General features: G+C 63.9%; 23 protein-coding genes (1 of these 23 only partly in view). 7 read left to right on the top strand and 16 right to left on the bottom strand.

Annotated elements, in window-relative coordinates:
• Positions 1-1,948 carry the 3' portion of a M23 family metallopeptidase gene (locus tag ACYG9R_RS15080; RefSeq protein ID WP_023701439.1) on the top strand. The gene continues 23 nt to the left of window position 1, outside the view, so only the last 1,948 of its 1,971 coding nucleotides appear in the window; its start codon lies off the left edge, out of view; its stop codon occupies positions 1,946-1,948.
• Positions 1,949-2,121: 173 nt separating this feature from the next.
• Here the strand turns inward: ACYG9R_RS15080 and ACYG9R_RS15075 are convergent, their stop codons facing one another.
• The 9 genes from ACYG9R_RS15075 to ACYG9R_RS15035 form a co-directional block, all read right to left on the bottom strand.
• Entirely contained in the window at positions 2,122-3,681 is a 1,560-nt protein-coding gene (locus tag ACYG9R_RS15075; protein ID WP_023824674.1) for an MFS transporter, read from the bottom strand.
• Positions 3,682-3,783: 102 nt separating this feature from the next.
• On the bottom strand, positions 3,784-5,301 hold the full coding sequence (locus tag ACYG9R_RS15070; protein WP_023824675.1) for a L,D-transpeptidase family protein: 1,518 nt from the start codon (positions 5,299-5,301) through the stop codon (positions 3,784-3,786).
• Positions 5,302-5,593: 292 nt separating this feature from the next.
• Complete coding sequence (locus tag ACYG9R_RS15065) at positions 5,594-5,950, bottom strand: MmcQ/YjbR family DNA-binding protein (protein ID WP_023685771.1); 357 nt, start codon at positions 5,948-5,950, stop codon at positions 5,594-5,596.
• Between the two features lie 71 nt (positions 5,951-6,021).
• Positions 6,022-8,628: an ATP-dependent chaperone ClpB gene (gene clpB / locus ACYG9R_RS15060; RefSeq protein ID WP_023824676.1), complete on the bottom strand. Its 2,607-nt coding sequence runs from the start codon at positions 8,626-8,628 to the stop codon at positions 6,022-6,024.
• Positions 8,629-8,836: 208 nt separating this feature from the next.
• On the bottom strand, positions 8,837-9,832 hold the full coding sequence (locus ACYG9R_RS15055) for a DUF4167 domain-containing protein (RefSeq protein ID WP_023686668.1): 996 nt from the start codon (positions 9,830-9,832) through the stop codon (positions 8,837-8,839).
• 304 nt (positions 9,833-10,136) lie between these two features.
• On the bottom strand, positions 10,137-11,015 hold the full coding sequence (gene prmC / locus ACYG9R_RS15050; protein ID WP_023686669.1) for a peptide chain release factor N(5)-glutamine methyltransferase: 879 nt from the start codon (positions 11,013-11,015) through the stop codon (positions 10,137-10,139).
• Entirely contained in the window at positions 11,008-12,087 is a 1,080-nt protein-coding gene (gene prfA, locus ACYG9R_RS15045; RefSeq protein WP_023824677.1) for a peptide chain release factor 1, read from the bottom strand. Before prfA ends, prmC begins: the two co-directional genes overlap by 8 nt.
• Positions 12,088-12,095: 8 nt before the next feature.
• Positions 12,096-14,366 carry a phosphoenolpyruvate--protein phosphotransferase gene (gene ptsP / locus ACYG9R_RS15040; protein ID WP_023672972.1) on the bottom strand — a complete coding sequence of 757 codons (2,271 nt, stop codon included), beginning with the start codon at positions 14,364-14,366 and terminating at the stop codon, positions 12,096-12,098.
• Between the two features lie 83 nt (positions 14,367-14,449).
• Positions 14,450-15,703 (bottom strand): aspartate kinase, encoded by a 1,254-nt coding sequence (locus ACYG9R_RS15035; protein WP_023685777.1) that lies wholly within the window; start codon positions 15,701-15,703, stop codon positions 14,450-14,452.
• 245 nt (positions 15,704-15,948) lie between these two features.
• Here ACYG9R_RS15035 and ACYG9R_RS15030 point away from each other — a divergent pair, with 245 nt between their 5' ends.
• The 4 genes from ACYG9R_RS15030 (at position 15,949) to ACYG9R_RS15015 (ending at position 19,279) form a co-directional block, all read left to right on the top strand.
• Complete coding sequence (locus ACYG9R_RS15030; protein WP_023824678.1) at positions 15,949-17,790, top strand: CHASE3 domain-containing protein; 1,842 nt, start codon at positions 15,949-15,951, stop codon at positions 17,788-17,790.
• Positions 17,787-18,086 (top strand): antibiotic biosynthesis monooxygenase family protein, encoded by a 300-nt coding sequence (locus ACYG9R_RS15025; RefSeq protein ID WP_050588469.1) that lies wholly within the window; start codon positions 17,787-17,789, stop codon positions 18,084-18,086. The genes ACYG9R_RS15030 and ACYG9R_RS15025 overlap by 4 nt, the downstream gene beginning before the upstream one ends.
• An 85-nt stretch (positions 18,087-18,171) precedes the next feature.
• A complete protein-coding gene (gene ubiG / locus ACYG9R_RS15020) occupies positions 18,172-18,921 on the top strand; it encodes a bifunctional 2-polyprenyl-6-hydroxyphenol methylase/3-demethylubiquinol 3-O-methyltransferase UbiG (RefSeq protein ID WP_023672976.1) in 750 nt (249 codons plus the stop codon).
• A gap of 25 nt (positions 18,922-18,946) precedes the next feature.
• A complete protein-coding gene (locus ACYG9R_RS15015) occupies positions 18,947-19,279 on the top strand; it encodes an MmcQ/YjbR family DNA-binding protein (protein ID WP_023693995.1) in 333 nt (110 codons plus the stop codon).
• Positions 19,280-19,365: 86 nt separating this feature from the next.
• Here ACYG9R_RS15015 and ACYG9R_RS15010 read toward each other — a convergent pair whose 3' ends face one another.
• Positions 19,366-20,256 carry a DMT family transporter gene (locus ACYG9R_RS15010; RefSeq protein WP_023824679.1) on the bottom strand — a complete coding sequence of 297 codons (891 nt, stop codon included), beginning with the start codon at positions 20,254-20,256 and terminating at the stop codon, positions 19,366-19,368.
• 101 nt (positions 20,257-20,357) lie between these two features.
• Here ACYG9R_RS15010 and ACYG9R_RS15005 point away from each other — a divergent pair, with 101 nt between their 5' ends.
• Positions 20,358-20,843 (top strand): MarR family winged helix-turn-helix transcriptional regulator, encoded by a 486-nt coding sequence (locus tag ACYG9R_RS15005; RefSeq protein WP_023672979.1) that lies wholly within the window; start codon positions 20,358-20,360, stop codon positions 20,841-20,843.
• A gap of 4 nt (positions 20,844-20,847) precedes the next feature.
• On the opposite strand, the gene ACYG9R_RS15000 is transcribed toward ACYG9R_RS15005, so the two are convergent.
• The 4 genes from ACYG9R_RS15000 to ACYG9R_RS14985 all read right to left on the bottom strand — a co-directional run bounded on the left by ACYG9R_RS15000 (position 20,848) and on the right by ACYG9R_RS14985 (position 23,312).
• Positions 20,848-21,273: a DUF1178 family protein gene (locus ACYG9R_RS15000; protein ID WP_023824680.1), complete on the bottom strand. Its 426-nt coding sequence runs from the start codon at positions 21,271-21,273 to the stop codon at positions 20,848-20,850.
• Positions 21,270-22,136 (bottom strand): carbon-nitrogen hydrolase family protein, encoded by an 867-nt coding sequence (locus ACYG9R_RS14995; RefSeq protein ID WP_023824681.1) that lies wholly within the window; start codon positions 22,134-22,136, stop codon positions 21,270-21,272. The genes ACYG9R_RS15000 and ACYG9R_RS14995 overlap by 4 nt, the downstream gene beginning before the upstream one ends.
• Before the next feature lie 86 nt (positions 22,137-22,222).
• Positions 22,223-22,504 carry a glutaredoxin 3 gene (gene grxC / locus ACYG9R_RS14990; RefSeq protein ID WP_023672982.1) on the bottom strand — a complete coding sequence of 94 codons (282 nt, stop codon included), beginning with the start codon at positions 22,502-22,504 and terminating at the stop codon, positions 22,223-22,225.
• 22 nt (positions 22,505-22,526) lie between these two features.
• Positions 22,527-23,312, bottom strand: coding sequence for a ComF family protein (locus tag ACYG9R_RS14985; RefSeq protein WP_196813620.1), 786 nt, complete (start codon positions 23,310-23,312; stop codon positions 22,527-22,529).
• A gap of 72 nt (positions 23,313-23,384) precedes the next feature.
• Between ACYG9R_RS14985 and ACYG9R_RS14980 the strand changes: the two genes are divergently transcribed.
• Complete coding sequence (locus tag ACYG9R_RS14980; protein ID WP_023733657.1) at positions 23,385-24,257, top strand: methyltransferase domain-containing protein; 873 nt, start codon at positions 23,385-23,387, stop codon at positions 24,255-24,257.
• A 12-nt stretch (positions 24,258-24,269) separates the two neighbouring features.
• Here the strand turns inward: ACYG9R_RS14980 and ACYG9R_RS14975 are convergent, their stop codons facing one another.
• Together ACYG9R_RS14975 and ACYG9R_RS14970 are read right to left on the bottom strand one after the other, a co-directional pair.
• Positions 24,270-24,452 (bottom strand): Flp family type IVb pilin, encoded by a 183-nt coding sequence (locus ACYG9R_RS14975; protein ID WP_023672984.1) that lies wholly within the window; start codon positions 24,450-24,452, stop codon positions 24,270-24,272.
• Positions 24,453-24,579: 127 nt separating this feature from the next.
• Positions 24,580-24,888, bottom strand: coding sequence for a hypothetical protein (locus tag ACYG9R_RS14970; protein WP_023824682.1), 309 nt, complete (start codon positions 24,886-24,888; stop codon positions 24,580-24,582).
• Between the last annotated feature and the right edge of the window lie 63 nt (positions 24,889-24,951).

Genomic DNA, 24,951 nt, shown 5'->3' with positions numbered 1-24,951 from the left:
AGCCGAACTCGGCAATGAGCCGCCGCTGATCGCGGATGGCCGCAGCGGCCCGCCCGACCGGCGCGAGGTTTCGGCGCGCTGGCTGTCGGGCACCTTTCTTACCGGCGTGACCTCGAGTGTGCTGATGGGCGTGGCGTTGTTTGCCGCCCTTGACGGCCGCCAGCAGCTGGCAACCCCGCCCGAAATCGCCGAACTGGCCCAGCTCGAAAGCGGCGGCGATTCCGGCGAGGTCGCCAAGACCACCAGGCTGGTGGCGCCGCGCCAGATCGCCAAGGCCAAGGACCGCCGGCGCATGGAAGTGTCGATGGTGACCAAGGTCGGCGACCGCGACGTTATCCACACCATGCCGTTCGTGCAGATCAAGATGGCGCTGGCAGCCGGCCACACCACCAACCGCGCCTATCCGCCTTTCGACCCGATGCAGGTGTTCGGCGACGATGGCGACTCGACGCCGGCGCAGCCGGCGACGGCCTCCGCAGTTGGCGGCCAGATCTACGGCGCCAAGGTCGAAAGCGAGATGAGCCTCAAGACGGTCGATTTCCCGGTTGAGACGGCCTCCTTCGACGAAAAAAGCGACCTGTCCGCCGACGAGGTTGAAAAAGTGGTGCGCGAAGCCGGCACCGACCTCAGCGACGGCGCCGTGCAGGTCGCCTCCCTGCATTATGTCGACCCGCAGCGATTCGGCGATGCCTTCGCCGAATCGATGGCCGGCTCCTACGACGTCAAGATCGTGCCGGAAAACGTCTCGGTGGCGCCGCGCGTCGCGCTCGACGACCAGACCCCGGCTTTCGCCGAGGAAATCATTCCCTTCACCAGGGACCGCGACATTGCCGAGGCTTTCGCTGATTCGGGCTATACGGGCGATGACGCCACCGGCATGGCGGAGGCGATCGGCAAGCTGCTCAACGCACCGGCGCTGAAGACCGGAACCGTGCTGCGCGTCGGGCTCGAGGTACATGGCGACGCCGCCAAGGTCGTTCGCACCAGCGTCTATGACAAGACAACGCACATCGTCACCATCGCGCTCGACGACCGCGGCCAGTATGTGCCGGCGCAGGAACCGGAGCCGAACCCCGAATTGCTGACCGCGTTCGATGATTCGTCGGCGCCGGTGGTGGTGCGCGGCAATCTGCCGAACGTCTATGACGGCATCTACCGCGCCGCCTATTCCTATGGCATGTCGAAGAAGCTGACCCAGCAATTGGTCAAGCTCCTGGCCTCCGGCGTCGACTTCCAGTCCAGGCTCAATCCATCGGACCGCATCGACGTGCTGTTCTCGCAGCCGGACGGCGACGACCAGGCCTCCGACGAATCGGAACTGCTCTATGTCTCGTCGACCTTCGGCGGCCAGACACGCAATTTCTACCGCTTCCAGATGCAGGACGGCTCGACCGACTATTTCGACGAGGACGGATCGAGCGCCGAGCAGTTCCTGCTGCGCAATCCCCTGCCGGCCGGGAAATTCCGCTCCGGCTTCGGCGCCCGCCGGCATCCGATCCTCGGTTATGTCCGCATGCATACCGGCGTCGACTGGGCGGCGCCGATCGGAACGCCGATCATCGCCGCCGGCAACGGCACCATCGAAAAGGCCGGCTGGGCCGGCGGCTACGGCAAGCAGATCATCATCCGCCATGCCAATGGCTACGAGACCTCCTACAATCACCAGAGCGCCTTTGCCAAAGGCATCGAACCGGGCGTTCATGTCCGCCAGGGCCAGACCATCGGCTTCCTCGGTCAGACCGGCCTCTCCACCGGTCCGCATCTTCACTACGAGCTGATCGTCAACGGCACCAAGGTCGACCCGATGCGCGTGCGCCTGCCGGTCGGCAAGGTGCTGAAGGGCGACGACCTGGTCGCTTTCAAGCGCGAGCGCGAGCGCATCGATGAACTGCTCAAGCAGGAAGACAGCAATCCGCTGAAGGTCGCGAGCGCCAAGATCGAAGGCTAATGCATGTCGCCCAGAAGTGTGCCGCGGTTCTGGGACAACGACATGCCTCAAAACAAAGACTTAAAGCGCGTCGTATGAATCCGTTTCAGCGCGACGCGCTTTAAGCCGTCACACTCGACGCCGGCGAATCATAATCGCCCCATCAGAGCATTCCGAATCGGGTCGGCTCCGAATCAGGTCGACTGCTCCTCTTCGGCTCGTGACCAAGGCAGCTTTTGCCCCGAAACGGTGGCCCAGGCGATAACAGCGGCAAGGAGGCAAAGCACGGCCGTCACTGTCGACACGGCCGCGAACGCCGCATCGCTGGCGGCGAGCCGTGTTGCATCAAGGTCTGGCGCCAGGCCGGCCAATGCCGGTTCTCCGAACCCCGGAATGCCCGGCCTGACGCTGGTATCGAGCATCGTCGAATAGACCCAGGCCGCGAGCGAGCCCATCGCCGCCACAGCAATCAGCCCGCCAATGCGCGAAACCGCATTGTTGATGCCGGAAGCGGCGCCGGTATCCTTGTCCTCGACCGCGGTCATGACCGCCGTCGACAGCGGCGACACCACCAGCGCCATGCCGAGCCCCATCACGGCCATCAGCGGAAAGATACCGGTCCAGAAATTGTGCATGCCGGCATGAGTGAGCAAAGCCAGCCCGGCAAAGGCGATGGCAACTACCAGGCAGCCGCTGGCGATCGGAAAACGCGGACCGATGCGATCCGACCACTGGCCGACGAGACCCGACAGCAGCGCGATCGACGCCGACAGCGGCAGGAAGATGAAACCGACCTCTTTGGTGCTCAGCCCCCATCCGGCGATCAACAGCATCGGCAGGTAGAACAGATTGGCCGACAGGGCGAAATACAGGAAGAAGGTGGCGAGGTTGGCGCCGGCAAAGGCGCCGATCCGAAACAGCTTGAGATCGATCATCGGCTCGCGCTGCCGAAGCTCGAAGACGATGAAGATGATAAGCAGCACGGCGCCTGCGGCGATGCTCGGCCGCGACATCAGCCCGCTGCCTTCGGCGCTCATCGAGGTCAGTCCGTAGGCAAGCGCCCCGAAGGCAAGCGTGGCGAGAGCGGCGCCGCCGAGATCGAGGCTTCGCTTCTCCGTCGGCGCGTCGGCGGGAATCTTGGCCAGCAGGAGATAGATCGAGATCAGCCCGAGCGGCAGGTTGACGGCGAAGATCGCCCGCCAGATACCGCCGCCAAAGGCCGACAGAACGAAGCCGCCGAGCACCGGACCGAGCGCAGTCGTCAGCGCCGAGGCGGCGGCCCAGATGCCGATCGCCCGGCCGCGCTCCTTCTTCGGATAGGCCTTGGCGATGATGGCGAGGCTGCCCGGCACCATGATCGCCGCACCAATGCCCTGAATGGCGCGAAAGGCGATGAGCACCAGCGCATTCGGCGCCACCGCGCAGGCCAGCGAAGCGACGATGAACAGCGCAATGCCGGCAACGAAGGCGCGCCTGAGGCCAAACCGGTCGCCGGCGGCGCCGCCGGCCAGAATCAGCGCCGACAGCGTCAGCGCATAGGCGTTGGAAATCCACTGGACCTCGGCCAGGCTGGCGCCGAGGTCGACGCGCATTGCCGGCATGGCAATGGCCAGGATCGACCCGTCGATGAAGCCGAGCGCTGACGCCAGGATCGCCGCTACCAGCACGAACTTGCGCTGCGACTGCGGGCAAAATGTACCGTTAGAAAGCGACCTGGTCAGGGGAACGGCTGCGGCTTCGCTCGGAGACTTCATGAGCGTCTGCTTAGACTTGTTGCGGGCCGGCAACAACCGGCCAGCGCCCTGCGCTCATGAATCCAGCTTTGGATATCGGTCTGCCTTGTGGGCAGGCCGACATCACTGCGCTGGAGCGCTCGCTTGCTCCGCAACATCATCGGCCGAGGGACCGCCGACGAACTCGACGGTGACGCCCGGCGACACCAGCTTGGCCAGCTCGCGCGCATCCCAATTTGTCAGGCGCACGCAGCCATGGCTTTCGGTCTTGCCTATCTTGGAGGGATCGGGCGTGCCGTGAATGCCATAGGTCGGCTTGTCCAGCGCGATCCACACCGAGCCGACCGGGCCGTTCGGACCCGGGGGGATGGTCAGGATCTTGTCGTTCTGGCCCTGCTTGAAATTGATGCTGGGGTTGTAGGTGTAGTTCGGATCGAGCGCGACGCGCGACACCGTATGGGTGCCGGTCGGCGAGGGCGTGTCGGCTGAACCGATGGTGGCCGGATAGGCCGCGACCAGCTTGCCACCGGCATCGTAGGCGAACACCTGCTTCTTGTCCTTGTCGGCGACGATGCGGGCAACCGGCGTCGCCACCAGCCTGCCGAAATTGGCGACCTTGATGATGGTGCCGGGACGGCTGAAGTCGGCCTCGGGATTGAGCCCCTTCAGGTAGTTCTCGTCCATGTGGAACCGTTCGGCCAAGGCTTCGGTGACGGAGGTGTAAGCCATGCGGTCGAGCTGCGCCTTCTGGCTGTAATCTTCCGGTATCGAGGCGACATAAGGCCCGGCCGCGTCCTCGGGCGTGATCGTATAATTGGCGAAAGCATCGCCACCGGTTTGCGCCAGCGCAGCCTGGATGCCGACCGCGTCGGTCGAGCGCAGATTGCTGCCGGTGATCTGGTTGTAGGCGGCAAGCGCCTTGTCGACATTGGAGCCGAAGCGCCCGTCGACGACGCCGGGTGAAGCGCCGGCGCGGTCGAGCAGCACCTGCAAGGCGGCTACATCCTGGCGTGCGCCGAGTGAAAGCGAGGGATCGACCACGGTCTTGCCACCGGCTTTCGGCGGCAGCGCGGCCTGGTCGGCGGGCGCCGCCGGTTCGGCGGGATCGATAGAGGCTTCGTTCAGCGGCTGGCGCTTGACGGGCCGCGGTTCAGCGGATTTCGGCGCTTCCGGATAGGTGTCGCTGTCATTGGCATCATCCTGCGGAGCGGCCCCCAGGAATCTGTCGCTTTCAGGATCGTATTCATCAACCGGCGGGCCGGGGATTCGTCCCTGATCGTCCAGTTGCCTGCGGCGGAAACGCGCCATGTCTTCGGGATCGTCGAGATAGTAGCGGTCGTCGTCTTCGACCGGTGCGCGTCCAAGCTCACGTGCCCGCATTTCCCGGCGCAGCGCGCGGCGGTCGAGCCTGGTCTGCGGCGGCTGGATGGCGATGACCTTGCCGGTCTCGGCATCGACGATGACGCGGTTGCCCCTGGCGTCGTAATAGATGTCGAGATTGCCGTCCTGGGCAAGCACAATGCCGCCGCTATCGGCGGCGCGGACGGCCGGCAGTGCGTTGTCCACAGTCGGCGATGCCATGGCGCTGGACGTGAGCAGCCCGGCGGCGAGCACCGAAAAGGCAAGGATCGTGCGGAACATGGTGGTCAAACTCTCCGGTACTTACAGCGCCGCGCGTCCGTTTGGACGCGCAAAGGACGCTGTAACACTTCATGTCTGCGCATGATCCTTTCCGAAAATCGAATTTCGATTTTCGGGGTCATGCGTAATTGCCGCCGCCCGGCAGTGTTCCCACCAGAACGTTCTCGCCACCGTTTGGATGCGCAAGGAACGCCCTGATCGTCAAAAGCCTGCAGGCAAACCCCTTCGCCAGCAAACCACAACATAAGCTTTCCAACATGAACCGGGCATGAAGATGGCGGATTACTGGTTGCTACAGGCCCAATTCCTTGCGCGTCTGCTTCGTCAGCTTGAGGACGACGAGGCGGTGGCTTTCGCCGAGATAGTCCTTCAGCGCATCATCATCCATGCTCTGGCTTGTCTGACGCTGGATCCATTTCATGCCGCGCGAGGCGAGATAGGGCGCCGGCCGGCAGCCGGGCTGATCCTTCAGCACGTCATAAGCCATTTCAGAGCATTTGAAGGTGACGAAGACGCCACCCTCCCGGTCATGGCCGGCGATGGTGAAGACCTTGCCACCGACTTTCCAGACATCGGCCCCGCCCCACTGCACGACGTGCGTCGTCTGCGGCAGCGAGGCGCAGAAGCTGTTGTAGTCGTCCAGCGTCATCTGCACCCCCGTCAAAGGATTGTTGTTTCATAAGAAAATGCCGCGCGTCCGGTCGGACGCGCGGCGTTGGATCAGGCTGCCGCGTCGGTCGGCACCACAGTGGGCCTGGACCGGAAATTCAACCGGTCGGAGCCGGCGGTGACCTTGACGGTCGAGCCGTCGAGTATCTCGCCAAGCAGGATTTTTTCCGCCAGCGGATCTTGCAGGTCCTTCTGCATCACCCGCTTCAGCGGCCGTGCGCCATAGGCCGGGTCGTAGCCCTTCGCCGCCAGCCAGTCGATCGAATCCTGGTCGAGCGACAGTGTGATCTTGCGGTCGGCTAGCAGGCTTTCCAGCCGCTTGAGCTGGATCTCGACGATGCGGCCCATATCCTGCCGGCGCAGCCGGTGGAACAGGATCACCTCGTCGACGCGGTTGAGGAACTCCGGCCTGAACGAGGCTCTCACCACGCTCATAACCTCGTCGCGCACGGCATCGACGTCCTGCTCTTCGCTGAGATTGACCAGATATTCGGCGCCGAGGTTCGACGTCATGACGATCAGCGTGTTGCGGAAGTCGACCGTGCGGCCCTGCCCGTCGGTCAGCCGCCCGTCGTCGAGCACCTGCAACAGCACGTTGAAGACATCCGGATGCGCCTTCTCGATCTCGTCGAACAGCACGACCTGATAGGGCCGGCGCCGCACCGCTTCGGTCAGCGCACCGCCTTCCTCATAGCCGACATAACCGGGAGGCGCTCCGATCAGCCGGGCGACCGAGTGCTTCTCCATGTATTCCGACATGTCGATGCGCACCATAGCGCTCTCGTCGTCGAACAGGAAATTGGCCAGCGCCTTGGTCAGTTCGGTCTTGCCGACGCCGGTCGGTCCGAGGAACATGAACGAGCCGATCGGCCGGTTCGGATCCTGCAGCCCGGCCCGGGCACGACGCACGGCCTTGGACACCGCCTGTACCGCTTCGCCCTGGCCGACGACTCGCTTGCCGATCTCGTCTTCCATGCGCAGCAGCTTGTCGCGCTCGCCCTGCAGCATCTTGTCGACTGGAATGCCGGTCCAACGCGACACGATATGGGCGACGTGGTCGGGCGTGACCACCTCTTCGACCATGCCGGCCTTGCCGTCCTGGGCTTCGGCTTCCTTCAGCTTCTTTTCCAGTTCCGGGATCTTGCCATAGGCAAGCTCGCCGGCGCGCTGGAATTCACCCTTGCGCTGGGCAATGGCGAGGTCGTTGCGGGCCGCGTCGAGCTGCTTCTTGAGGTCAGCGGCGAGGCCAAGCTTCTGCTTCTCCGACTGCCATTTGGCGGTGATCTCGGTCGATTCCTCCTCGAGGCCGACGAGTTCCTTTTCGAGACGCGCGAGCCGGTCCTTTGACGCCTCGTCCTTCTCGACCTTCAGTGCCTCGCGCTCGATCTTGAGCTGCATGATGCGGCGATCGATCTCGTCCAGCGCCTCGGGCTTGGAATCGACCTGCATCCTCAGCCGCGACGCGGCTTCGTCGACAAGGTCGATCGCCTTGTCCGGCAGGAAACGGTCGGCGATGTAGCGGTTGGACAAGGTCGCCGCCGCGACCAGCGCCGAATCCGATATGCGCACCTTGTGGTGCTGCTCGTACTTCTCCTTCAGGCCACGTAGGATCGACACGGTATCTTCCACCGACGGCTCGTTGACGAAGACCGGCTGGAACCGGCGGGCAAGGGCCGCGTCCTTCTCGACATGCTTCCTGTATTCATCGAGCGTGGTCGCGCCGACGCAGTGCAGTTCGCCGCGCGCCAGCGCCGGCTTCAACAGGTTCGAAGCGTCCATGGCGCCATCGGCCTTGCCGGCGCCGACCAGCGTGTGCATCTCGTCGATGAACAGGATGATGCCGCCGGCCGCCGAGGTGACTTCGTTGAGCACGGCCTTCAGCCGCTCCTCGAACTCGCCGCGATATTTGGCGCCGGCAATCAGCGCGCCCATGTCGAGCGCCATCAACTGCTTGTCCTTCAGCGATTCGGGCACGTCGCCATTGACGATGCGCAGCGCCAGGCCTTCGGCGATCGCCGTTTTGCCGACGCCCGGCTCGCCGATCAGCACCGGGTTGTTCTTGGTACGCCGCGACAGCACCTGGATGGTGCGGCGGATCTCGTCGTCACGGCCAATCACAGGGTCGAGCTTGCCGGCGCGGGCATCGGCGGTGAGGTCGCGCGCGTATTTCTTCAGCGCGTCATAGCCCTGCTCGGCGCTCGCCGAATCGGCGGTACGGCCCTTGCGGACGTCGTTGATCACCTGGTTCAGCGCCTGCGCTGTGACGCCGGCCTTGGACAGGATATCGGCCGTCTTGGCCGACTTCTCCATCGCCAGCGCCTGCAGCAGTCGCTCGACCGTGACAAAACTGTCGCCGGCTTTCTTGGCCAATTCCTCGGCGGTCGAAAACACCTTGGCCAGCGGCTGCGCCAGATAAAGCTGGCCGTTGCCGCCTTCCACCTTCGGCATGGCCTCAAGGGCGGTCTCGACGCCAAGCTTGACGTCGCGCACGTTGCCGCCGGCGCGCTCGATCAGCGAGGCGGCCAGCCCCTCGTCGTCATCGACGAGGACCTTCAGCATATGTTCGGGAGTGAATTGCTGGTGATTGCGCGAGAGCGCCATGGTCTGGGCGGACTGAATGAATCCGCGGACGCGCTCGGAGTATTTCTCGAGGTTCATATCTGTCTCCTTCCATCACCGGCCCGCTTTGCGGCACCGGATCAGATTGCGGTGACGGGCCCGCTCATCCGAGCCGGGTCCAGTTCACGCCAGATATGGGGCGCAAGCCATTGCCGCTCAAGACGTCCGGCTGATGATATTGCATGGCCGAGCAAACGAAAACGGCGGAGATTTCTCTCCGCCGTTTCATCGACTTATGTCTTGTGGGTCAGTTGTTGGCGTCGACGGCGAACGGGTCGCCGGCAGGGCTTTCGGCCGGCGCCGCATCAACCACGTCAACAGCGGCAGCGGTCTCGCCGGCGCCATCCACCACCTGGCCACCACCAGACTGTTCGTCACCGACCTGATCGGCATTGTTGCGCGGGCGGCGCGGACGTCGCGGGCGACGGGCAGCGCCGCTCTCGGCGGCTGCCTCATTGAGTTCGGCCCGGGCGGCAAGAGCCGCCGGCGACAGGTTTTCGTACAGCGGCGCCGACTCGGAGAAACCGCTCTCGGCTTCGGGCTCAACCGCGGAAACGGTTTCCGCCTGTGCCGGGGTTTCGGTGAAGCGCTGCTGGTCGCCGCGCTGGCCGTTCTGCTCGCCACGCTGGGCAAAGTCGCCACGCTGGTCGTTCTGGCCATAGCCGCCATTGGGGCGGCGGTCACGGTTGCGGCCATTGTTGTCGCGGCCGTTGTTGTTGCGGCCATTATTGTCACGGCCATTATTGTCACGGCCACTGTTGTTCTCGCGGCCGTTTTCCTGGCCGTATGCGAGTTCGGCCGGCGTGCCCTCAATCGTCGGCTGCGGACCGTTGCCGTGGTTCGCCATCGGCGCTTGCGTCTCGCCGCCATTGCCGCTGCCGGCATTGTCAAAATCGTCGCGATCTTCATCGTCGTCGAATTCGTCGCGGTTCTGCGGGGCATTCTGGATCGGCATCTGCGCCTGTGCGGCGGCAATGATGCGGTTGTAGTGCTCGGCGTGCTGGAGGTAATTTTCCGCCATAACCCGGTCGCCGGAGCTTTGCGCATCACGGGCCAGAGTGGCGTATTTTTCGGCGATCTGCTGAGCCGATCCACGGATTTTCACGTCCGGGCCGTTGCTCTCGTAGTTGCGCGTCAGGGGATTTGGGCCCTTGCGGTTGTTGTTGTTGTTATTGTTGTTGCCACCGCCGCCGCCATTGTTGTTGCGACCGCGCATGCGCCTGTTCTGCTGTTGTGGCCTCATAAGACTCTCTTCATTTTGAAATTTTCGAAAAACGTTTCACGAACGGAGGCGCTCATGCAGCCAGCCGTTTCGTTTCTTCACCGGCGTTCGCCCGCATCAATTGCGTTGGCGCCACGTGTCATCCCGTTCCGGTTACATCACTTGCCGGACGATTCCCGCACGAAGCTTGGGCGTCGTTTGCGCAAGAAGGCAGCTATTTCCAAGGAAAACCGAATCGCTAAGAGCACTGCCTGCTTCGTCTCATCCGGTTAGGGCGGACCCTAGCCGCATTCCCCGGCATTGCCAAGCGCTTTTTTGCACTGCATCAAGGCTTTCCCTGTTCAAACATAAGAACCCTGTCGTTTCCGCCAAGATCGACGAATGCCCCGGCCAGCCTGTAGCCGGCTGCCGCGAATATGTCTCTGACCTCATTGCGCTGCGAGTGGCCGATCTCGACCGCTATCTTGCCTTCTGCTTCCAGAAACTTTGCCGCCTCGGCGGCGATGATCCTGTAGGGGCCAAGACCGTCCACACCGCCATCAAGGGCTCTGTGCGGATCGAAATCGCGGACTTCGTCCTGCAGATTTCCAATGTCTCCAGACGATATATAGGGAGGGTTTGCGGCAATTACATGGTATCGGCCCGAAACTTTTTCGAACCAGTCGGAATGCAGCCCCACGAACCGGCCGGCGAGTCCGAGTTGCTCGGCATTACGTATCGCGGTTGCCAGCGCGTCTTGTGAAATATCGACCCCGGTGGCGGTCGCGGCCGGAACCGCGCTGAGCAGCGCCAGCGCAATCGCGCCGGTACCGGTGCCGAGATCGAGGATACGGCATTCCCCCAGCCTTTCGGCCGTCGCGCCGGCAAAAGGCAGGATCGCCTCGACCAGCGTTTCGGTGTCCGGCCGCGGCTCCAGCGTTTCCGGCGACAGCGACAGCCGCAGGCCGTAAAACTCGCGAAACCCGAGGATGCGGTGAACCGGTTCGCCGGCCATGCGGCGCTGCAGAGCAGCGCCGATTGCGGCAACCGCACCCGCATCGACCGTCCGTTGCGGGTCGGCGATCGCCTGCGTACGGTCCGTGCCGGAAAAATGCTCGACGATAAGCCTGGCATCCAGCGCCGGGTCGGAAAGGCCGGCCGCGGCAAGCCGCTCCCGCGCCACCCGCAACAACGGCCCGAGCGCGCCGGGCAACATGTCAGCCATCGAAGCCGATATCGGCGAGCAGCTTCGACTGATGGTCGGCGATCAGCGCATTGATGACCTCATCGAGCTCGCCCATCATCACCCGGTCGAGCTTGTAGAGCGTCAGGTTGATACGATGGTCGGTAAGGCGGCCCTGCGGGAAGTTGTAGGTGCGGATGCGCTCCGAACGGTCGCCCGAACCAACCTGCGATTTGCGTGACTCCGAGCGCTCCTCGTCCGCCTTGCTGCGCTCGAGGTCGTAAAGCCGCGCACGCAGAATCTGCATGGCTTTCGCCCGGTTCTGATGCTGCGACTTCTCCGCCTGCACCACCATGATGCCGGTCGGCAAATGGGTGATGCGCACCGCAGAATCGGTGGTGTTGACGTGCTGGCCGCCCGAACCCGAGGCGCGCATCGTGTCGATACGGATGTCTTCGGCGCGAATGTCGATGTCGACCTCTTCGGCCTCCGGCAGTACGGCAACCGTCGCCGCCGAAGTGTGGATGCGCCCGCTGGCCTCGGTCGCCGGCACGCGCTGCACGCGGTGCACGCCGGATTCAAATTTCAGATGGGCAAAGACTCCCCTACCGGAAATGGTGGCGATGATTTCCTTGAAGCCGCCGGCATCGCCGTCGCTGGCCGACACCGTCTCGAAGCGCCAGCCGCGTTCGGCGGCATAGCGCTCATACATGCGAAAAAGGTCGCCGGCAAACAATGCCGCCTCGTCGCCGCCGGTGCCGGCGCGGATTTCAAGGATGGCGTTCTTGTCGTCGGCCGCATCCTTGGGCAACAGCAGGATCTGGATGTCCTTCTGCAGCTCTTCGATACGCGCTTCGACGCCGGGCAGATCTGCCTCCGCCAGGGCCCGCATCTCTGCGTCGGTGCCCTTGTCGGCAAGCATCGCCTCGAGGTCGGCTTGCTCGCGCTCGACTGAGCGCAGTTCCCTGACCTTGGCCACCATGTCCTGCAGCTCGGCATATTCGGAAGCCATCTTCACATAGGCATCGGCTGCCGGGCCGGCCGACATCTGCGCTTCGAGCATCTCGAAACGCTTGACGACCTGATCCATACGCTCGCGGGGAAGATTGACCATGGCTAATGCTATAGCGGGATGGAGCGGTCGTCGGCGAAGGCCTGCAGCAGCGCTCGCATCGGCAGCCCTTGAGCTGGCGCCATCAGATTGTCGGCAAAGAAAGCCTCCAATTCCTCCAGTGGCAGTTCGGTCAACATCGCCTTGACCGGGCCGATCGAGGCTGGAGACATCGAGATCGAGCGGTAGCCGAGGCCGATCAGCGCCATGGCGGAAATGGGTTTTCCGGCAAGCTCGCCGCACAGCGTCACCGGCGTGTGGTTGCGAACCCCGGCGTCGGCGATCTGCTTCAGAACCCGCAGGAACGGCGTCGACAGCGTGTCGAAGCGGTCGGAGAGCTGCGTGTTCCCCCGATCGACCGCCATGACGAACTGGAACAGGTCGTTGGAGCCGACCGAGACGAAATCGACCGCCTTCATCAACTCGTCGAGCTGGAACAGCAGCGACGGCACTTCCAGCATGGCGCCCACCTTGAGGCTGGTCGGCAGATGGTGGGCAAAGCGGGAGAGATGCCGCACTTCGCGGTCGATGATCTCGCGCGCCTGGGCGATTTCGCCGAGCTCGGTCACCATCGGCAGCATCAGCTTCAGTTCGCGCCCGCCGCAGGCCTTCAGCAGAGCGCGGATCTGGGTCCTGAGCAGACCCGGCCGGTCGAGCGTCAGCCGGATCGCGCGCCAGCCGAGCGCAGGGTTTTCTTCCTGGACAGCGCCCTTGAAGTAGGGCAGCACCTTGTCGCCGCCGATGTCGATGGTGCGGAAGGTGACCGGCTTGCCACGCGCCGCGTCCAGCACGTCGCGGTAGAGCCGCTCCTGCGCCTCGGCGCGCGGGAAGGTCGAGGCGACCATGAACTGCAATTCGGTGCGGAACAGGCCGATGCCGGCCGCACCCGCCTCGGCCAGCTGCGGCAGGTCGACGGCCAGGCCCGCATTCATCAGCAGGTCGACCTGGACGCCGTCCTTGGTCACCGACGGCTTCTTGCGCAGTTCCCGGTAGACTTCCTGCCGGCGCGCCCGGAAGCGCACTTTTTCGGCATAGGCAGCTTCGAGGTCGGGCTGCGGCCGCAGATGGATGGTGCCTTCCTCGCCGTCGACGATGATGGCATCGCCGTTTTCCGCCATGGAAACGGCGCCCTTCATCTGGCCGGCGACCGGAATGCCCATGGCGCGCGCTACGATGACGACATGGCTGGTGGCGGCGCCGTCTTCCAGCACCACGCCGCGCAGCTTGTCCCTGGGATAATCAAGCAGTTCGGCCGCGCCCATCGAGCGCGCGACCAGGATGGCATCCTTCGGCAGTGACGCCGCGACGTCGTCAGGCCCGCGCCCCATCAGCTGGCGCAGCAGCCGGTTGGCGAGATCGTCGAAGTCGCTCATCCTCTCGCGCAAATAAGGATCGGTCATGTGCAGCATGCGGGCGCGCATGTCGCTTTGGACCTTTTCCACCGCCGCTTCCGCCGTCAGGCCGTTGCGGATCGCCTCTTCCAGCCGGCGCACCCAGCCGCGGTCGTTGGCAAACATGCGATACGCTTCGAGCACCTCGCGATGTTCGCCCTCGAAGGCGACATCGCGCCGCTCCAGCATGTCGTCGATGGAAAGCCTGAGCGAACCGAGCGACGTCTCCAGCCGGCGCACCTCTTCCTCACTGTCCTCGTTGAACAGATTGGTGACGACGATGCGTGGCTCATGCAGCACGACATGGCCGAGGCCGACGCCCTCGTTGAAGGACAGGCCGGTAAAGCTGACGGGACGGCGCAGATCGAGTTCGAGGCCGGGCCGGGTCAGGCGAGCGAGATCGCCGGTGGCGATCATCTCGGCGATCACCATGGCGGTCGTTTCCAGCGCCTCGACCTCGTCGTCGCGGTAGTGGCGCATGGTCTTGTTCTGCACCACCAGCACGCCCAGCGTGCGCCCTGCCCTGAGTACGGGCACGCCGAGGAAGGAATTGTAGATCTCTTCGCCCGTCTCCGGCAGGTAGGCGAAGGCCGGATGTTCCTGCGCATTGGAGAGGTTGAGCGGCCGCGCGCTGGCGGCAATGGTGCCGACGAGGCCCTGCCCCAGCCGCAGTTGCGCCAAATGGACGGCGTTCGGGTTCAGACCTTCGGTGGCATAGAGTTCGAGCACCGAATCGGCGCGCAGCACATAGAGCGAGCAGACCTCGGCGACCATGTTGGAGGCGATGTCGCGCACGATCCGGTCGAGCCGCTCCTGCGGCTCCAGCGGCTCCTGCATGAGCTCGCGGAGCCGTTTCAGCAGAACGCGCGGGCCACTGGCCGTATCACGCATCGCGGCTTCTTCTCCAATGGGCATTTTGCCCGCCGCAGTTTCCACTGCGACCGGCGCACACGCAACAACTCAAATCGCTCTCGCTACTGCTTATCCAGACCGTACACGGAATGCAAAGTACGAACCGCGAGTTCCGTGTAGGGACCGTCGATCAGTATCGAAATCTTGATCTCGGAGGTGGTGATGGCGCGGATGTTGATCGCCTTGTCGGCCAGCGCCTTGAAAGCGGTGGCGGCCACACCGGCATGGCTGCGCATGCCGATGCCGATGACCGAAACCTTCGACATGCCGGCTTCCGACTGCACCACGTCATAGCCGATCGAAGCCTTCAGACGCTCCAGCACGGCCAACGCCTTGTCCACGTCGCCGGACGGCACGGTGAAGGTCATGTCGGTGAACTTGCCGTCCTCTGAGATGTTCTGGACGATCATGTCGACATTGATGTTGGCCTCGGCCAGCGGGCCGAAAATGCCGGCGGCAACGCCCGGGCGGTCGCCGACGCGACGCAGAGAAATCTGCGCTTCGTCCTTGGCGTAGGCAATTCCGGTGACGACCTGCTGTTCCACGATCTCTTCCTCGTCGCAAATGAGCGTTCCCGGAGGATTGAGCAAATCCCCCATTCCGGGCGCATCGGGGTCGTCGAAGGACGACCGCACGAACGTACGCACCCTGTGCACCATGGCAAGCTCGACCGAGCGCACCTGCAAGACCTTGGCGCCGAGCGACGCCATTTCGAGCATTTCCTCGAACGAAATCTTGTTGAGCCGCCGCGCCTTCGGCTCGATGCGCGGATCGGTGGTGTAGACGCCGTCGACATCGGTGTAGATGTCGCAACGGTCGGCCTTGACCGCCGCGGCAATGGCCACCGCGCTTGTGTCGGAGCCGCCGCGGCCGAGCGTGGCGATGCGGTTGTCCGGGCCGATGCCCTGGAAGCCGGCGACGACAGCCACCTGGCCCTCGCCGAAGCGCTTGATCAGGAACGCGCCGTCAATGTCGAGGATGCGCGCCGCGCCATGCGCGTTGTCGGTCTTGATCGGGATCTGCCAGCCCTGCCAGGAGCGGGCATGGACGCCCATATTCTGCAGTGTGATCGCCAGCAGGCCGGCAGTCACCTGCTCGCCCGAGGCGACCACGGCGTCATACTCGCGCGCGTCGTGCATGGGCGAGGCTTCGCGCGTCCAGCCAACCAGTTCGTTGGTCTTGCCCGCCATCGCCGAAACCACGACAGCGACCTCATGGCCGGCATCGACCTCGCGTTTGACGTGACGCGCCACATTGCGGATGCGGGCGATGTCGGCGACGGAGGTTCCGCCGAATTTCATCACGATGCGCGCCATGGAAGCGAAATGCCTTTGACTGAAGCCGGCCCAGGACCGAAAGGGGAAGTAAGCGCTCGACAGAAGCCGGCCGCTGAATGCGCGCCTCCTTAGCCAAATGATCACGGTTTCGCAAGGCTGGCGGCGGATGCCGGCTTCAGGATCGCGGCATATTGCGTTCGGCCCCGCCGCCGCTTACCAAATGCTGCCCGCGGGAAACTCCTTTTGGTCCGGCATATCGAATGATTGTTCGCCTTCGACGCGCCATGCGGTGGCAATCGCTGCCGCTGTTCATCGGCTTCGCCGTGCTGGCGTTGATCGTCGGCACACGCGCCGTGCTGGTCGAGACCCAGAGAGCCAATCGTGAGGCCGCGCGCGAGGCGGTCGAGTATCAGGAATTGCTTTCCGGTTTGCTTGCGATGGCTCAGGAGGCCGAGACCAGCCAGCGCGGCTATCTCCTGACCGGCGAGAAATCCTACCTCCAGCCTTATCGGCAGGCGGTCGACGCCATTCCGGGCCAGCTTGCCCGCATCGACGGCATGACCGCGCCGGACGACGAACTCGTGCAGCAGATCAACCACGTCAAGGACGCGCTTTCACAAAACCAGGCCGAATTGGCTGAGACGATTGCACTCTACGATCGCGGCGATGCGGCAAAAGCTCTGGAACTGGTCCGCAGCGGCCAAGGCAAGGCCGCCATGGACCAGATCCGGGCCAGCATGGACACGATCCGGCGCATTGGCGGCGCAGCCATCGCCGCGCGCGACGCTCATACCGACCGGGTCGAAAACTGGCTGCGAATCGGCTCGATAGCGGCGCTGCTGGCGATCTTCCTGCTTGGCGCCTACACGGTTCGCCTTTCGCGCCGCCGGTTCCGCGCAGTGGCGATCGCCCAGGAAGAGCTGATGCGCAAGAACATCGAGCTCGGCAACGAAATCCAGACGCGTGAAAAGGCCGAATCGCAGATCCGCCAGATGCAGAAGATGGAGGCTGTGGGCCAGCTGACCGGCGGTATCGCCCACGATTTCAACAACATGCTGGCGGTGATCATCAGCGCCATGAACCTCGCCCAGCGCAAGCTGACGCGGGGCGAGCACGACATCATGAAATTCATCGAAGCGGCGACCGATGCGGCGACCCGGGCCGCAAACTTGACGTCACGGCTGCTTGCCTTCTCGCGCCAGCAGCCGCTCGCGCCTCAGGTTGTAGACGCCAATCGTCTGGTCGCCGGCATGTCGGACCTGCTTCGGCGGGCGCTCGGCGAAACCATCCGCATCGAAACCGTGCTGGCTGGCGGCCTGTGGAAGACCCATGCCGATCCGAGCCAGCTCGAAAATGCCATTCTCAACCTGGCGGTCAATGCGCGCGACGCCATGGGCGAGGACGGCAAGATGACCATCGAGACCGCCAACAGCCACCTCGACGAGGGCTACGCCGCCACCCATGCCGAGGTCAAAGCCGGCCAGTATGTGATGATCGCGGTCAGCGACACCGGCGCCGGCATGCCGGCGGACGTCATGGAGCGGGCTTTCGAGCCGTTTTTCACCACCAAGCCGGTCGACAAGGGCACCGGCCTCGGGCTGAGCCAAGTGTTCGGCTTCGTCAAACAGTCCGGCGGACACGTCAAGATTTACTCGGAACCCGGCCAAGGCACCACGATCAGGATCTACCTGCCGCGCTTCTTCGGCCCGGAAGAGGCCGCCATATCTTCGGAACGAGCCGGAAATCCTGCCGTGCCGGTCACCGAAACCATCCTTGTCGTGGAGGACGATCCACGCGTGCGGGCTTCCACCACCGATGCCATGCGCGAACTCGGCTACACCGTCATTCATGCCGCAAGCGGCCAGGAAGCGCTGGAAAAGCTGGGCGACAACCCTGGTGTGGCGCTCATGTTCACCGATATCGTCATGCCGGTGATGAATGGCCGCAAGCTCGCGGAGGAGGCGCTGGCGCGCATGCCAAAGCTGAAGGTGATCTTCACCACCGGCTTCACCAGGAACGCCGTCGTCCACAATGGCGTGCTCGACCATGACGTGCATTTCCTGGCCAAGCCCTTCACCATCGAGCAGCTGGCGGCGAAATTGCGCGACGTGCTGGACGCAAAATGACCGAGGCCCTGGAAATCGTCACCTTTCGCCTCAAGCCTGGAGCCGAAGCGGGCTTTGCCGCCGCCAACAACCTGGTCGCCGACTGGCTGGCGCGGCAACCTGGTTTCGTAAACCGCTGCCTGGCGCGGCGGGACGATGGCAGCTGGGTCGATGTCGTGCGCTGGCGAAGTCGCGAGCAGGCTCTCGCCGCCGCCGGCCGCATCATCGCCGAGATCGGCGATTGCGAAGCGATGCGGGCCATCGATCCCGCGAGTGTTGAGATGGGACATGCGGCGATTGTGATCTCGAGGCCCTAGGTCGACTTGCCAGCAGTCGCATAAAACCGGCCTTGACTTTCTTGCCCCGGCACCCGACTTCCTAGCGTCCGAGGAGACCCGCCCCATGCCAGAGGCCCGACGATCGACAATCGATGCCGGAGAAGTGGAACGCTTTTCCGCGCTTGCCGCCGAATGGTGGAACCCGAACGGCAAATTCCGTCCGCTGCACAAATTCAACCCGGTCCGGCTGGCCTATATCCGGGACCAGGTGGCGGCGCGCTTCGGCCGCGATCCGCGGGCGGCGCGGCCGTTCGAAGGCCTGCGTTTCCTCGATATCGGCTGCGGTGGTGGGTTATTGTGCGAGCCGATGGCAAGGCTTGGAGCCGAAGTGGTCGGCGCCGACGCCTCGGCAACCAACATCGAGGTGGCGAAGCTGCACGCGGCCGAAGGCGGCGTGACGGTGGATTATCGCGCTACGACCGCTGAGGATTTGGCCGATTCCGGCGAGAAATTCGACGTCGTCCTCAACATGGAAGTCGTCGAGCATGTTGCCGATGTCGACCTGTTCATCGGCAAGTGCGGCGAGATGGTCAAGCCCGGCGGCATCATGTTCGTCGCCACCATCAACCGCACGCTGAAGGCACTGGGCCTGGCCATCATCGGCGCCGAATATGTGCTGCGCTGGCTGCCGCGCGGCACCCACCAGTTCGGCAAGCTGGTGCGGCCCGAAGAGCTTGAAAAGGCCCTCGGCAGCGCCGCCATGACCATCATCGACCGCACCGGCGTGACCTACAATCCTCTCGCCGACCGCTGGGCACGCTCCAAGGACATGGACGTCAACTATATGGTGCTGGCGGAAAAACGATCGGTCTGAACGAAAGGGGGCGGCCGTGGACACTATGAGGGCCCGAGAGCTGGCGCTCGATCTTCCCGAAACGGTCGAGCAATCGCATTTCGGCAAGGCTGACTTCCGCGTCCGCAACCGTATCTTCGTCTCGCTGCCCGAAGCCGACCGTGCTGTCGTCAAGCTCGACCGCGACCAGCAAGAGATGATGGCCGCGGCTGAGCCATCGGTTTTCAGGCCCGTGACAGGCGGCTGGGGCCAAAAGGGATGGACGTCGATCATGCTCGAAGCCTGCGACGAACAGACATTCCGCAGCGCCGTTCGGACGGCCTGGCGAAACGTCGTCCCGCCGGCGCTACGGAAGCGCCTCGACGCGAGCCAAATTTAAGCTTGAGCAGTTCGAGCAAAGTGTGAAGCGGTTTTCCCGGGAAAGCGCATAGCGCTTTGCCTAGGGAATTGCGTAAACCAAAGACCCTATGCCTTCTGGCTCTGCGCCTTGGTGGTGATGATCACGCCGATGGTGATGATCACCGCGCCGGCCCAGGTCAGCAACTGGTAGTGCTCGCCGAGGAAGATGGTTCCGGCAAACAGGCCGACGGCCGCCGCCACATAGCCGATCTGGCTGAGATAGACCGGACCGCCCACGGCCTGCAGCCGGAAGAAGAAGGCAAACATCGCCGAGGCCGAAGCGACTTGCGCCACGACAACCAGCGGCACGGCCCTGAGCGGGGCGAAAGCGCCGACGCCGAACAGCGCGAGAATGCCGATCAGCAGCAGCGTCGCCGAGGCCAGGTGGCTGCCGACGGCCAGTTCGATCGGACCGGTGCCTTCGGGCCAGTCGACGGTGCGATAGATATTGCCGGCGGCAAGGCTGACCGGGATCAAAAGTCCGGCCAGCACCCAGTAGACATCGGCCGGCTGGCCGGCCTCGCCGCGCGTCACCGCCACCATGACGGCGCCGATGAAGCCGACGGCGATACCGATACTGCCGAGCGTATTTGGCCGTCGAACGCCGAGCAGGATCGAAAACACCAGTGTGATGACCGGCGACAGCGTGAACATGATGCCGGTATAGCCGGCGCCGAGATGCGGGATAGCCGAAAACATCAGCAGATTGGGCACGGCGTAGGACACGGCGGCGGTGATGAAGAAATAGCGCAGTCTGTGCGAGGTGAGCCGCATGCGCTCGCCGTTCGCGAGCAACGCGCACAGCAGCACGCCCCCGGCGCCGAACGAGATGACGAAGGCCCAGACCATGGCCGGAACGCCGACAGCCGTCGCCAGCTTGCCGAACGGCAGGGTCAGGCCGAGCAGGCCGCCGGTGACGACCAGCAGGCCAAGCGCCGATTCCCAGAGAAATTTCATCGGATGGTCCCGTCACTCACTTGCGGCACTGGGTCGAAACTGTATCTTTAGGTAGCATACCACAAAGATTCTTAACGTCAAGATACTTAGCGGTGAGACAGATGGATCGCGCGGCAAAGGCGGTGGAGCAATGGAAGCGGGAACGGCCGGACCTGGAGGTGTCGCCAATGCTGGTGCTTGGGCGGCTGAACGAAGCCTCGTCGCTAATCGCCCGCGAGCGCCTCGCCCCGCTGTTTGCCCGTTTCGGACTGCAGGCCGGCGAATTCGATGTGCTGGCGACGCTGCGCCGCTCCGGCCAGCCCTACGCGCTGACACCGACCGCTCTATACGAGGCGACGATGGTGACCTCCGGCGCCATGACCAACCGGCTCGACCGGCTTGAGAAGGCCGGACTGATCCTGCGCGGCCCGCACCCCAACGACCGGCGTGGCATTGTCGTGCAACTGACCGAAAAAGGTCTGGCCTTGATCGACGAAGCCCTGACCGCCCACGTCGCCAACGAGCATGAAATCCTCGCCGGGCTCACCGGCACGGAGCGGGGGGCACTGGCTCAGTTGCTTGGCAAATTGATCGATAGCGCCAGCTGATCGCTCAATTGCGCTCCTCGGGAAAACTCGGGATCGGCATGAAATCGATGCCATCCTCGGCCAAGCTCTTGGCATCGTCCAACGTCGCCTCGCCATAGATGCCGCGCGCATCGCTCTCGCCGAAATGGATCTTGCGCGCTTCTTCGGCAAACTTGTCGCCGACATAGTCGGCATTCTCGCGCACCTTCTCGGCCATCGCCTTCAGTTGCGCCAAAGCCTGCTTCTGGGTTTCGCCCATGGCCAGCGCAATTGTTTCCTGCTTCCGCGCGGTGGAGACGGCTGGCGCCATCAGCGCCTTTTGCACCTTGTGCGAGCCGCAGCTCGGGCAATCGACGAAGCCGCGCTTCTTCTGCGTGTCGAAATCGTCATTGCTGCGAAACCAGCCCTCGAATTCGTGCTCGTGCTCGCAGATCAGGGCAAAGCGGATCACGAAGCCGCGCCCCTGAGCCGCGGCGCTTCCACTGCGCCGGCATTGACGGCAAAATCACGCGCGTTCTTGAGATTGGGGATTTTCTTACGCGCGGCCGACGACTGCGCCGTGTCGATCTCGGCGATGATCACCTCCGGATCGTCATGGTCGGCCTCGGCGAGAATTCGACCCCATGGGTCGACGATCAGCGAATGGCCATAGGTTTCGCGGCCATCCTCATGCAGGCCACCTTGTGCTGCAGCAACCACATAGGCGCCGTTCTCGATGGCACGGGCTCGCAGCAGCACATGCCAGTGCGCCTCGCCGGTCTGGCGGGTGAAGGCGGCAGGCACCGACAAGAGGTCGGCGCCGGCCATCGCCTCGGCGCGGAACAGCTGTGGAAAGCGTAGATCGTAGCAGACGGCAAAGCCGAGACTAGCGCCGTCGATCTCGGTGACGACGGCCTCGGTGCCCGGCTCATAGGCGGCGGATTCGCGCCAGCTCTCGCCATTGTCGAGGTCGACATCGAACATGTGGATCTTGTCGTAGGTGGCAAGGGTGGCGCCGTCCGGCCCAAACAGCAGCGCCCGGTTGGCGAGCTTGCCGTCGGTGCGCAGGATGGCGGTCGAGCCGATGTGCAGGAAGACGCCGAGTTCGCTGGCGAGCTTGCGCGCGGCCGCCACGACGATGTCCTTGTCTTCCAAGGTGAAGGAAGCAGCCCTGGCTTCCTTGTCGCGGATCAGCGCACCGGTCATTTCCGGGGTCTGGATGTAGGTTGCACCGAGGCCTGCCGCTTCGCGCACCAGCCGTTCGAGATCGAACGCGTTGCGCTCGGGGCTCTCGCCCGAACGCATCTGGATCGCCGCCGCCTTGAAAATACCCATCGTCACGTCCTCTTTGAGCAATTCCAGGAAAAGTGTGTAACGGTTTTCCGTCCGGAATTGCGTAAAAACAAAGACATAGAGCGGCGCTACGAACCGCTCTTTGTCGTCGAGCCGTTGGCAAGCAGCCTATCCAGCTGCCCCCGTGCCTCCAACTCGTGGAGGTCGTCGGAGCCGCCGACATGCGTGTCGCCGATGAAAATCTGCGGAAAGGTCGAGCGGCCATGCGCCCGCGAAATCATTTCCTGGCGCAATTCCGGCGAAAACGAAGCGTCATGCTCGGTGTAGGCGACGCCCTTGCGGTCGAGCAACCGCTTGGCCGCTGCGCAATAGCCGCACATCATACGGGTGTAAATCGTCACATCGAGCATCGGTCCGTGCCTTTCTTTGACCTTATATAGTCGCGGACTCGTCGGCCCGAAAGTCCCCCGGCAGGACACGCGCAAAGGTCAGCACATCGACCGCTCCGGCGCCGCCCTTCTTCAGCGCCTTGGCGACCGAGCGCACGGTAGCGCCGGTGGTGTAGACATCGTCGACCAGAAGCACGCGGCGCCCAGTGATCTCGATTTCGGCTTCCGCAGGCACACGGAAGGCGGCGCGCACATTGTCCTCGCGCTCCTGCCGCTCCAGCCCGACCTGCTGGCGCGTGAGCTTGACGCGCCGGACCGCCGAGGGCGAGAAAGGCAGCCCGCTAAGCTGCGCAACCGCCCTTGCCAACTCCGCCGACTGGTTGAACTGCCGCCGAAAGAAGCGCCGCCAGTGCAGCGGCACCGGTACGACGACATCGGCGTCTGCAATTACCTCAGCGCCGGCGCGCAGCATCCAGCGCGCCATCCACGGCGCCAGATCGGTGCGATCCTGGTATTTCAGACCTTGCACCATCTGGCGGGCGACACCTGAATAGGCCACGGCCGCCCGCGCCCGCTCGAACGGCGGCGGATCGGCGATCGCCTCGGCCGACAGGAATCCCTCGCCCATATCGTGCGTGAATGGCGTGCCCATCACCGCGCACCATGGCCGCTCCAGCAGCCTGAGTTTCGGCCAGCAGGCACCACACAAAACGCCGGGTTGCGAGACGTGCCTGCGACAGCCGGCACAGACCGGCGGGAACAGCATCCGCGCCGGCCAGTCCAACATGGCCAGTTTCAACATGGTTTGAGCGAGGCTCTTGATCTCCATCACCGGATCGGCCACGTGGTTTTGTCGTCCGCGCCAGGATATCACTAGACGGACAAACAGGGATGTCTACCGTTGCAGCCGATCATCGATACTGAACTTTGGCTGGTGCGCAAGCGCAGGGCGCTGGCCCACCCCGTAGCCGGCGCGGATTTTCTGATGCGGCGGGCGGCGGAAGACCTTGCCGACCGGCTCGGCGCGGTCGAGCGGAAATTCGGCAAGGCCGCGGTGCTGTTTTGCCAGACGCCGGACGCAACGGACGTGGTCGCTGCAAGCGGCAAGGCAGCGGAGATCGTGCGCGTCGAGGCAGATCCAGCGTTTCTGGACGGCCGGCCAGGGCTGATAGCACCGCTGGAAACAGTGCCGTTCCAGCCGGAAAGCCTCGACCTCGTCGTTTCACTTCTGTCGTTGCAGGCGATGAACGACATTCCCGGCATGCTGGTGCAGATCCGCCGCGCTCTGCGGCCCGACGGGCTTTTCCTCGGCGCCTTTGCCGGCGCCGGCACACTTTCCGAATTGCGCGAAAGCCTGCTCGCCGCCGAGACCGAACTCTATGGCGGCGCCAGCCCGCGTGTCATCCCCTTCACCGATGTTCGCGACGCCGGCGCACTGCTGCAGCGCGCCGGACTGGCGCTGCCGGTGGCCGACGTCGAAACGGTGACCGTCCGCTACGATACCCTCTTCGACCTCATTGCCGATCTCAGGGCGATGGGCGAAACCAGCGCGCTGACTGATCGCAGCCGGCGACCGGGAGCGCGAAAGCTTTTTACCCGTGCCGCCGAAATCTATGCCGAACGCTTTTCGGACGCTGATGGCCGCATCAGGGCAAGCTTTTCCATCGTCTGGATGTCGGGCTGGGCGCCCGATGCCTCGCAGCAAAAGCCCTTGAAACCGGGTTCGGCGAAGGTCTCGCTGAAGACGATACTGGAAAACCCCGGCGGGCGGTGACGGCGCTCCGGATCAGTGCTCGGCGAAGGCGTTTGCGAGCCTGCTGTTGTTGTCGCTGAACAGAAACTGGATCGCATTGCTGGCCTTGCCGACACCCCCGACGATGGCAAGCGACAGCACCGCAACGATCAGGCCATATTCAATGGCCGTGGCGCCTGTTTCGTCCTGCAAAAATCGGCGCAGCAATGGCTTCATGATCGTCGATCCCTCTCATCCCCGACCATATCGCCGACCTGTTAAGAAAGGTTAACGGCACAAGCTTAACAGGCTGTGAAATGGGCCTGCGTTGAGGAAGTTCTCAAGCTGGTGTCGACCTTGTTGGTCAGCAGTCGCCGCTGCGTTGGCCGTCGGCGCGGATGATGCAGACTGGGCTCGGTGAGGGCTGCAGCACGCTTCTGCGCAGAGTATAGGTGGCCCGCGAGCCGATCGAACCCGTGCTCATCGGGTCGAGACCGCCTGCAAGAGCATCGCGGCTGGATGATCGCGTCTGGTTGTCCAGCACGGGGACCGCGATCAGCGCCAGCGCCACTGCGGCCGAGCCGAACAACAGCGTGACGCGCAATAAGCCGACGCCGGCGGCGCGAAAGCTGCGATCTGGCCGGATCGAGTCCCATTCCCTGTCGAGGCTCATGCAATCGCTCCCCGCGAACCCGCTTTGCCGCAATTTTTCACGACGAGATAAATCTTCCATTAA

The organism is Mesorhizobium sp. RSR565B, from assembly GCF_054719465.1.
This window is presented reverse-complemented; position numbering and strand designations above follow the sequence as displayed.

What these genes read in the sequence shown, in the direction of transcription:
- ptsP (WP_023672972.1), bottom strand. Translation starts at nt 14,366, where the DNA reads ATGCGTGATACGGCCAGTGGCCCGCGCGTTCTGCTGAAACGGCTCCGC.
- ACYG9R_RS15015 (WP_023693995.1), top strand. Translation starts at nt 18,947, where the DNA reads ATGAGGGCCCGAGAGCTGGCGCTCGATCTTCCCGAAACGGTCGAGCAA.
- ACYG9R_RS15025 (WP_050588469.1), top strand. Translation starts at nt 17,787, where the DNA reads ATGACCGAGGCCCTGGAAATCGTCACCTTTCGCCTCAAGCCTGGAGCC.
- ACYG9R_RS15055 (WP_023686668.1), bottom strand. Translation starts at nt 9,832, where the DNA reads ATGAGGCCACAACAGCAGAACAGGCGCATGCGCGGTCGCAACAACAAT.
- clpB (WP_023824676.1), bottom strand. Translation starts at nt 8,628, where the DNA reads ATGAACCTCGAGAAATACTCCGAGCGCGTCCGCGGATTCATTCAGTCC.
- ubiG (WP_023672976.1), top strand. Translation starts at nt 18,172, where the DNA reads ATGCCAGAGGCCCGACGATCGACAATCGATGCCGGAGAAGTGGAACGC.
- ACYG9R_RS15070 (WP_023824675.1), bottom strand. Translation starts at nt 5,301, where the DNA reads ATGTTCCGCACGATCCTTGCCTTTTCGGTGCTCGCCGCCGGGCTGCTC.
- ACYG9R_RS14995 (WP_023824681.1), bottom strand. Translation starts at nt 22,136, where the DNA reads ATGGGTATTTTCAAGGCGGCGGCGATCCAGATGCGTTCGGGCGAGAGC.
- ACYG9R_RS14975 (WP_023672984.1), bottom strand. Translation starts at nt 24,452, where the DNA reads ATGAAGCCATTGCTGCGCCGATTTTTGCAGGACGAAACAGGCGCCACG.
- ACYG9R_RS14985 (WP_196813620.1), bottom strand. Translation starts at nt 23,312, where the DNA reads ATGGAGATCAAGAGCCTCGCTCAAACCATGTTGAAACTGGCCATGTTG.
- ACYG9R_RS15030 (WP_023824678.1), top strand. Translation starts at nt 15,949, where the DNA reads ATGCGGTGGCAATCGCTGCCGCTGTTCATCGGCTTCGCCGTGCTGGCG.
- ACYG9R_RS15010 (WP_023824679.1), bottom strand. Translation starts at nt 20,256, where the DNA reads ATGAAATTTCTCTGGGAATCGGCGCTTGGCCTGCTGGTCGTCACCGGC.
- prfA (WP_023824677.1), bottom strand. Translation starts at nt 12,087, where the DNA reads ATGGTCAATCTTCCCCGCGAGCGTATGGATCAGGTCGTCAAGCGTTTC.
- ACYG9R_RS15005 (WP_023672979.1), top strand. Translation starts at nt 20,358, where the DNA reads ATGGATCGCGCGGCAAAGGCGGTGGAGCAATGGAAGCGGGAACGGCCG.
- ACYG9R_RS14970 (WP_023824682.1), bottom strand. Translation starts at nt 24,888, where the DNA reads ATGAGCCTCGACAGGGAATGGGACTCGATCCGGCCAGATCGCAGCTTT.
- grxC (WP_023672982.1), bottom strand. Translation starts at nt 22,504, where the DNA reads ATGCTCGATGTGACGATTTACACCCGTATGATGTGCGGCTATTGCGCA.
- prmC (WP_023686669.1), bottom strand. Translation starts at nt 11,015, where the DNA reads ATGGCTGACATGTTGCCCGGCGCGCTCGGGCCGTTGTTGCGGGTGGCG.
- ACYG9R_RS15035 (WP_023685777.1), bottom strand. Translation starts at nt 15,703, where the DNA reads ATGGCGCGCATCGTGATGAAATTCGGCGGAACCTCCGTCGCCGACATC.
- ACYG9R_RS15065 (WP_023685771.1), bottom strand. Translation starts at nt 5,950, where the DNA reads ATGACGCTGGACGACTACAACAGCTTCTGCGCCTCGCTGCCGCAGACG.
- ACYG9R_RS15075 (WP_023824674.1), bottom strand. Translation starts at nt 3,681, where the DNA reads ATGAAGTCTCCGAGCGAAGCCGCAGCCGTTCCCCTGACCAGGTCGCTT.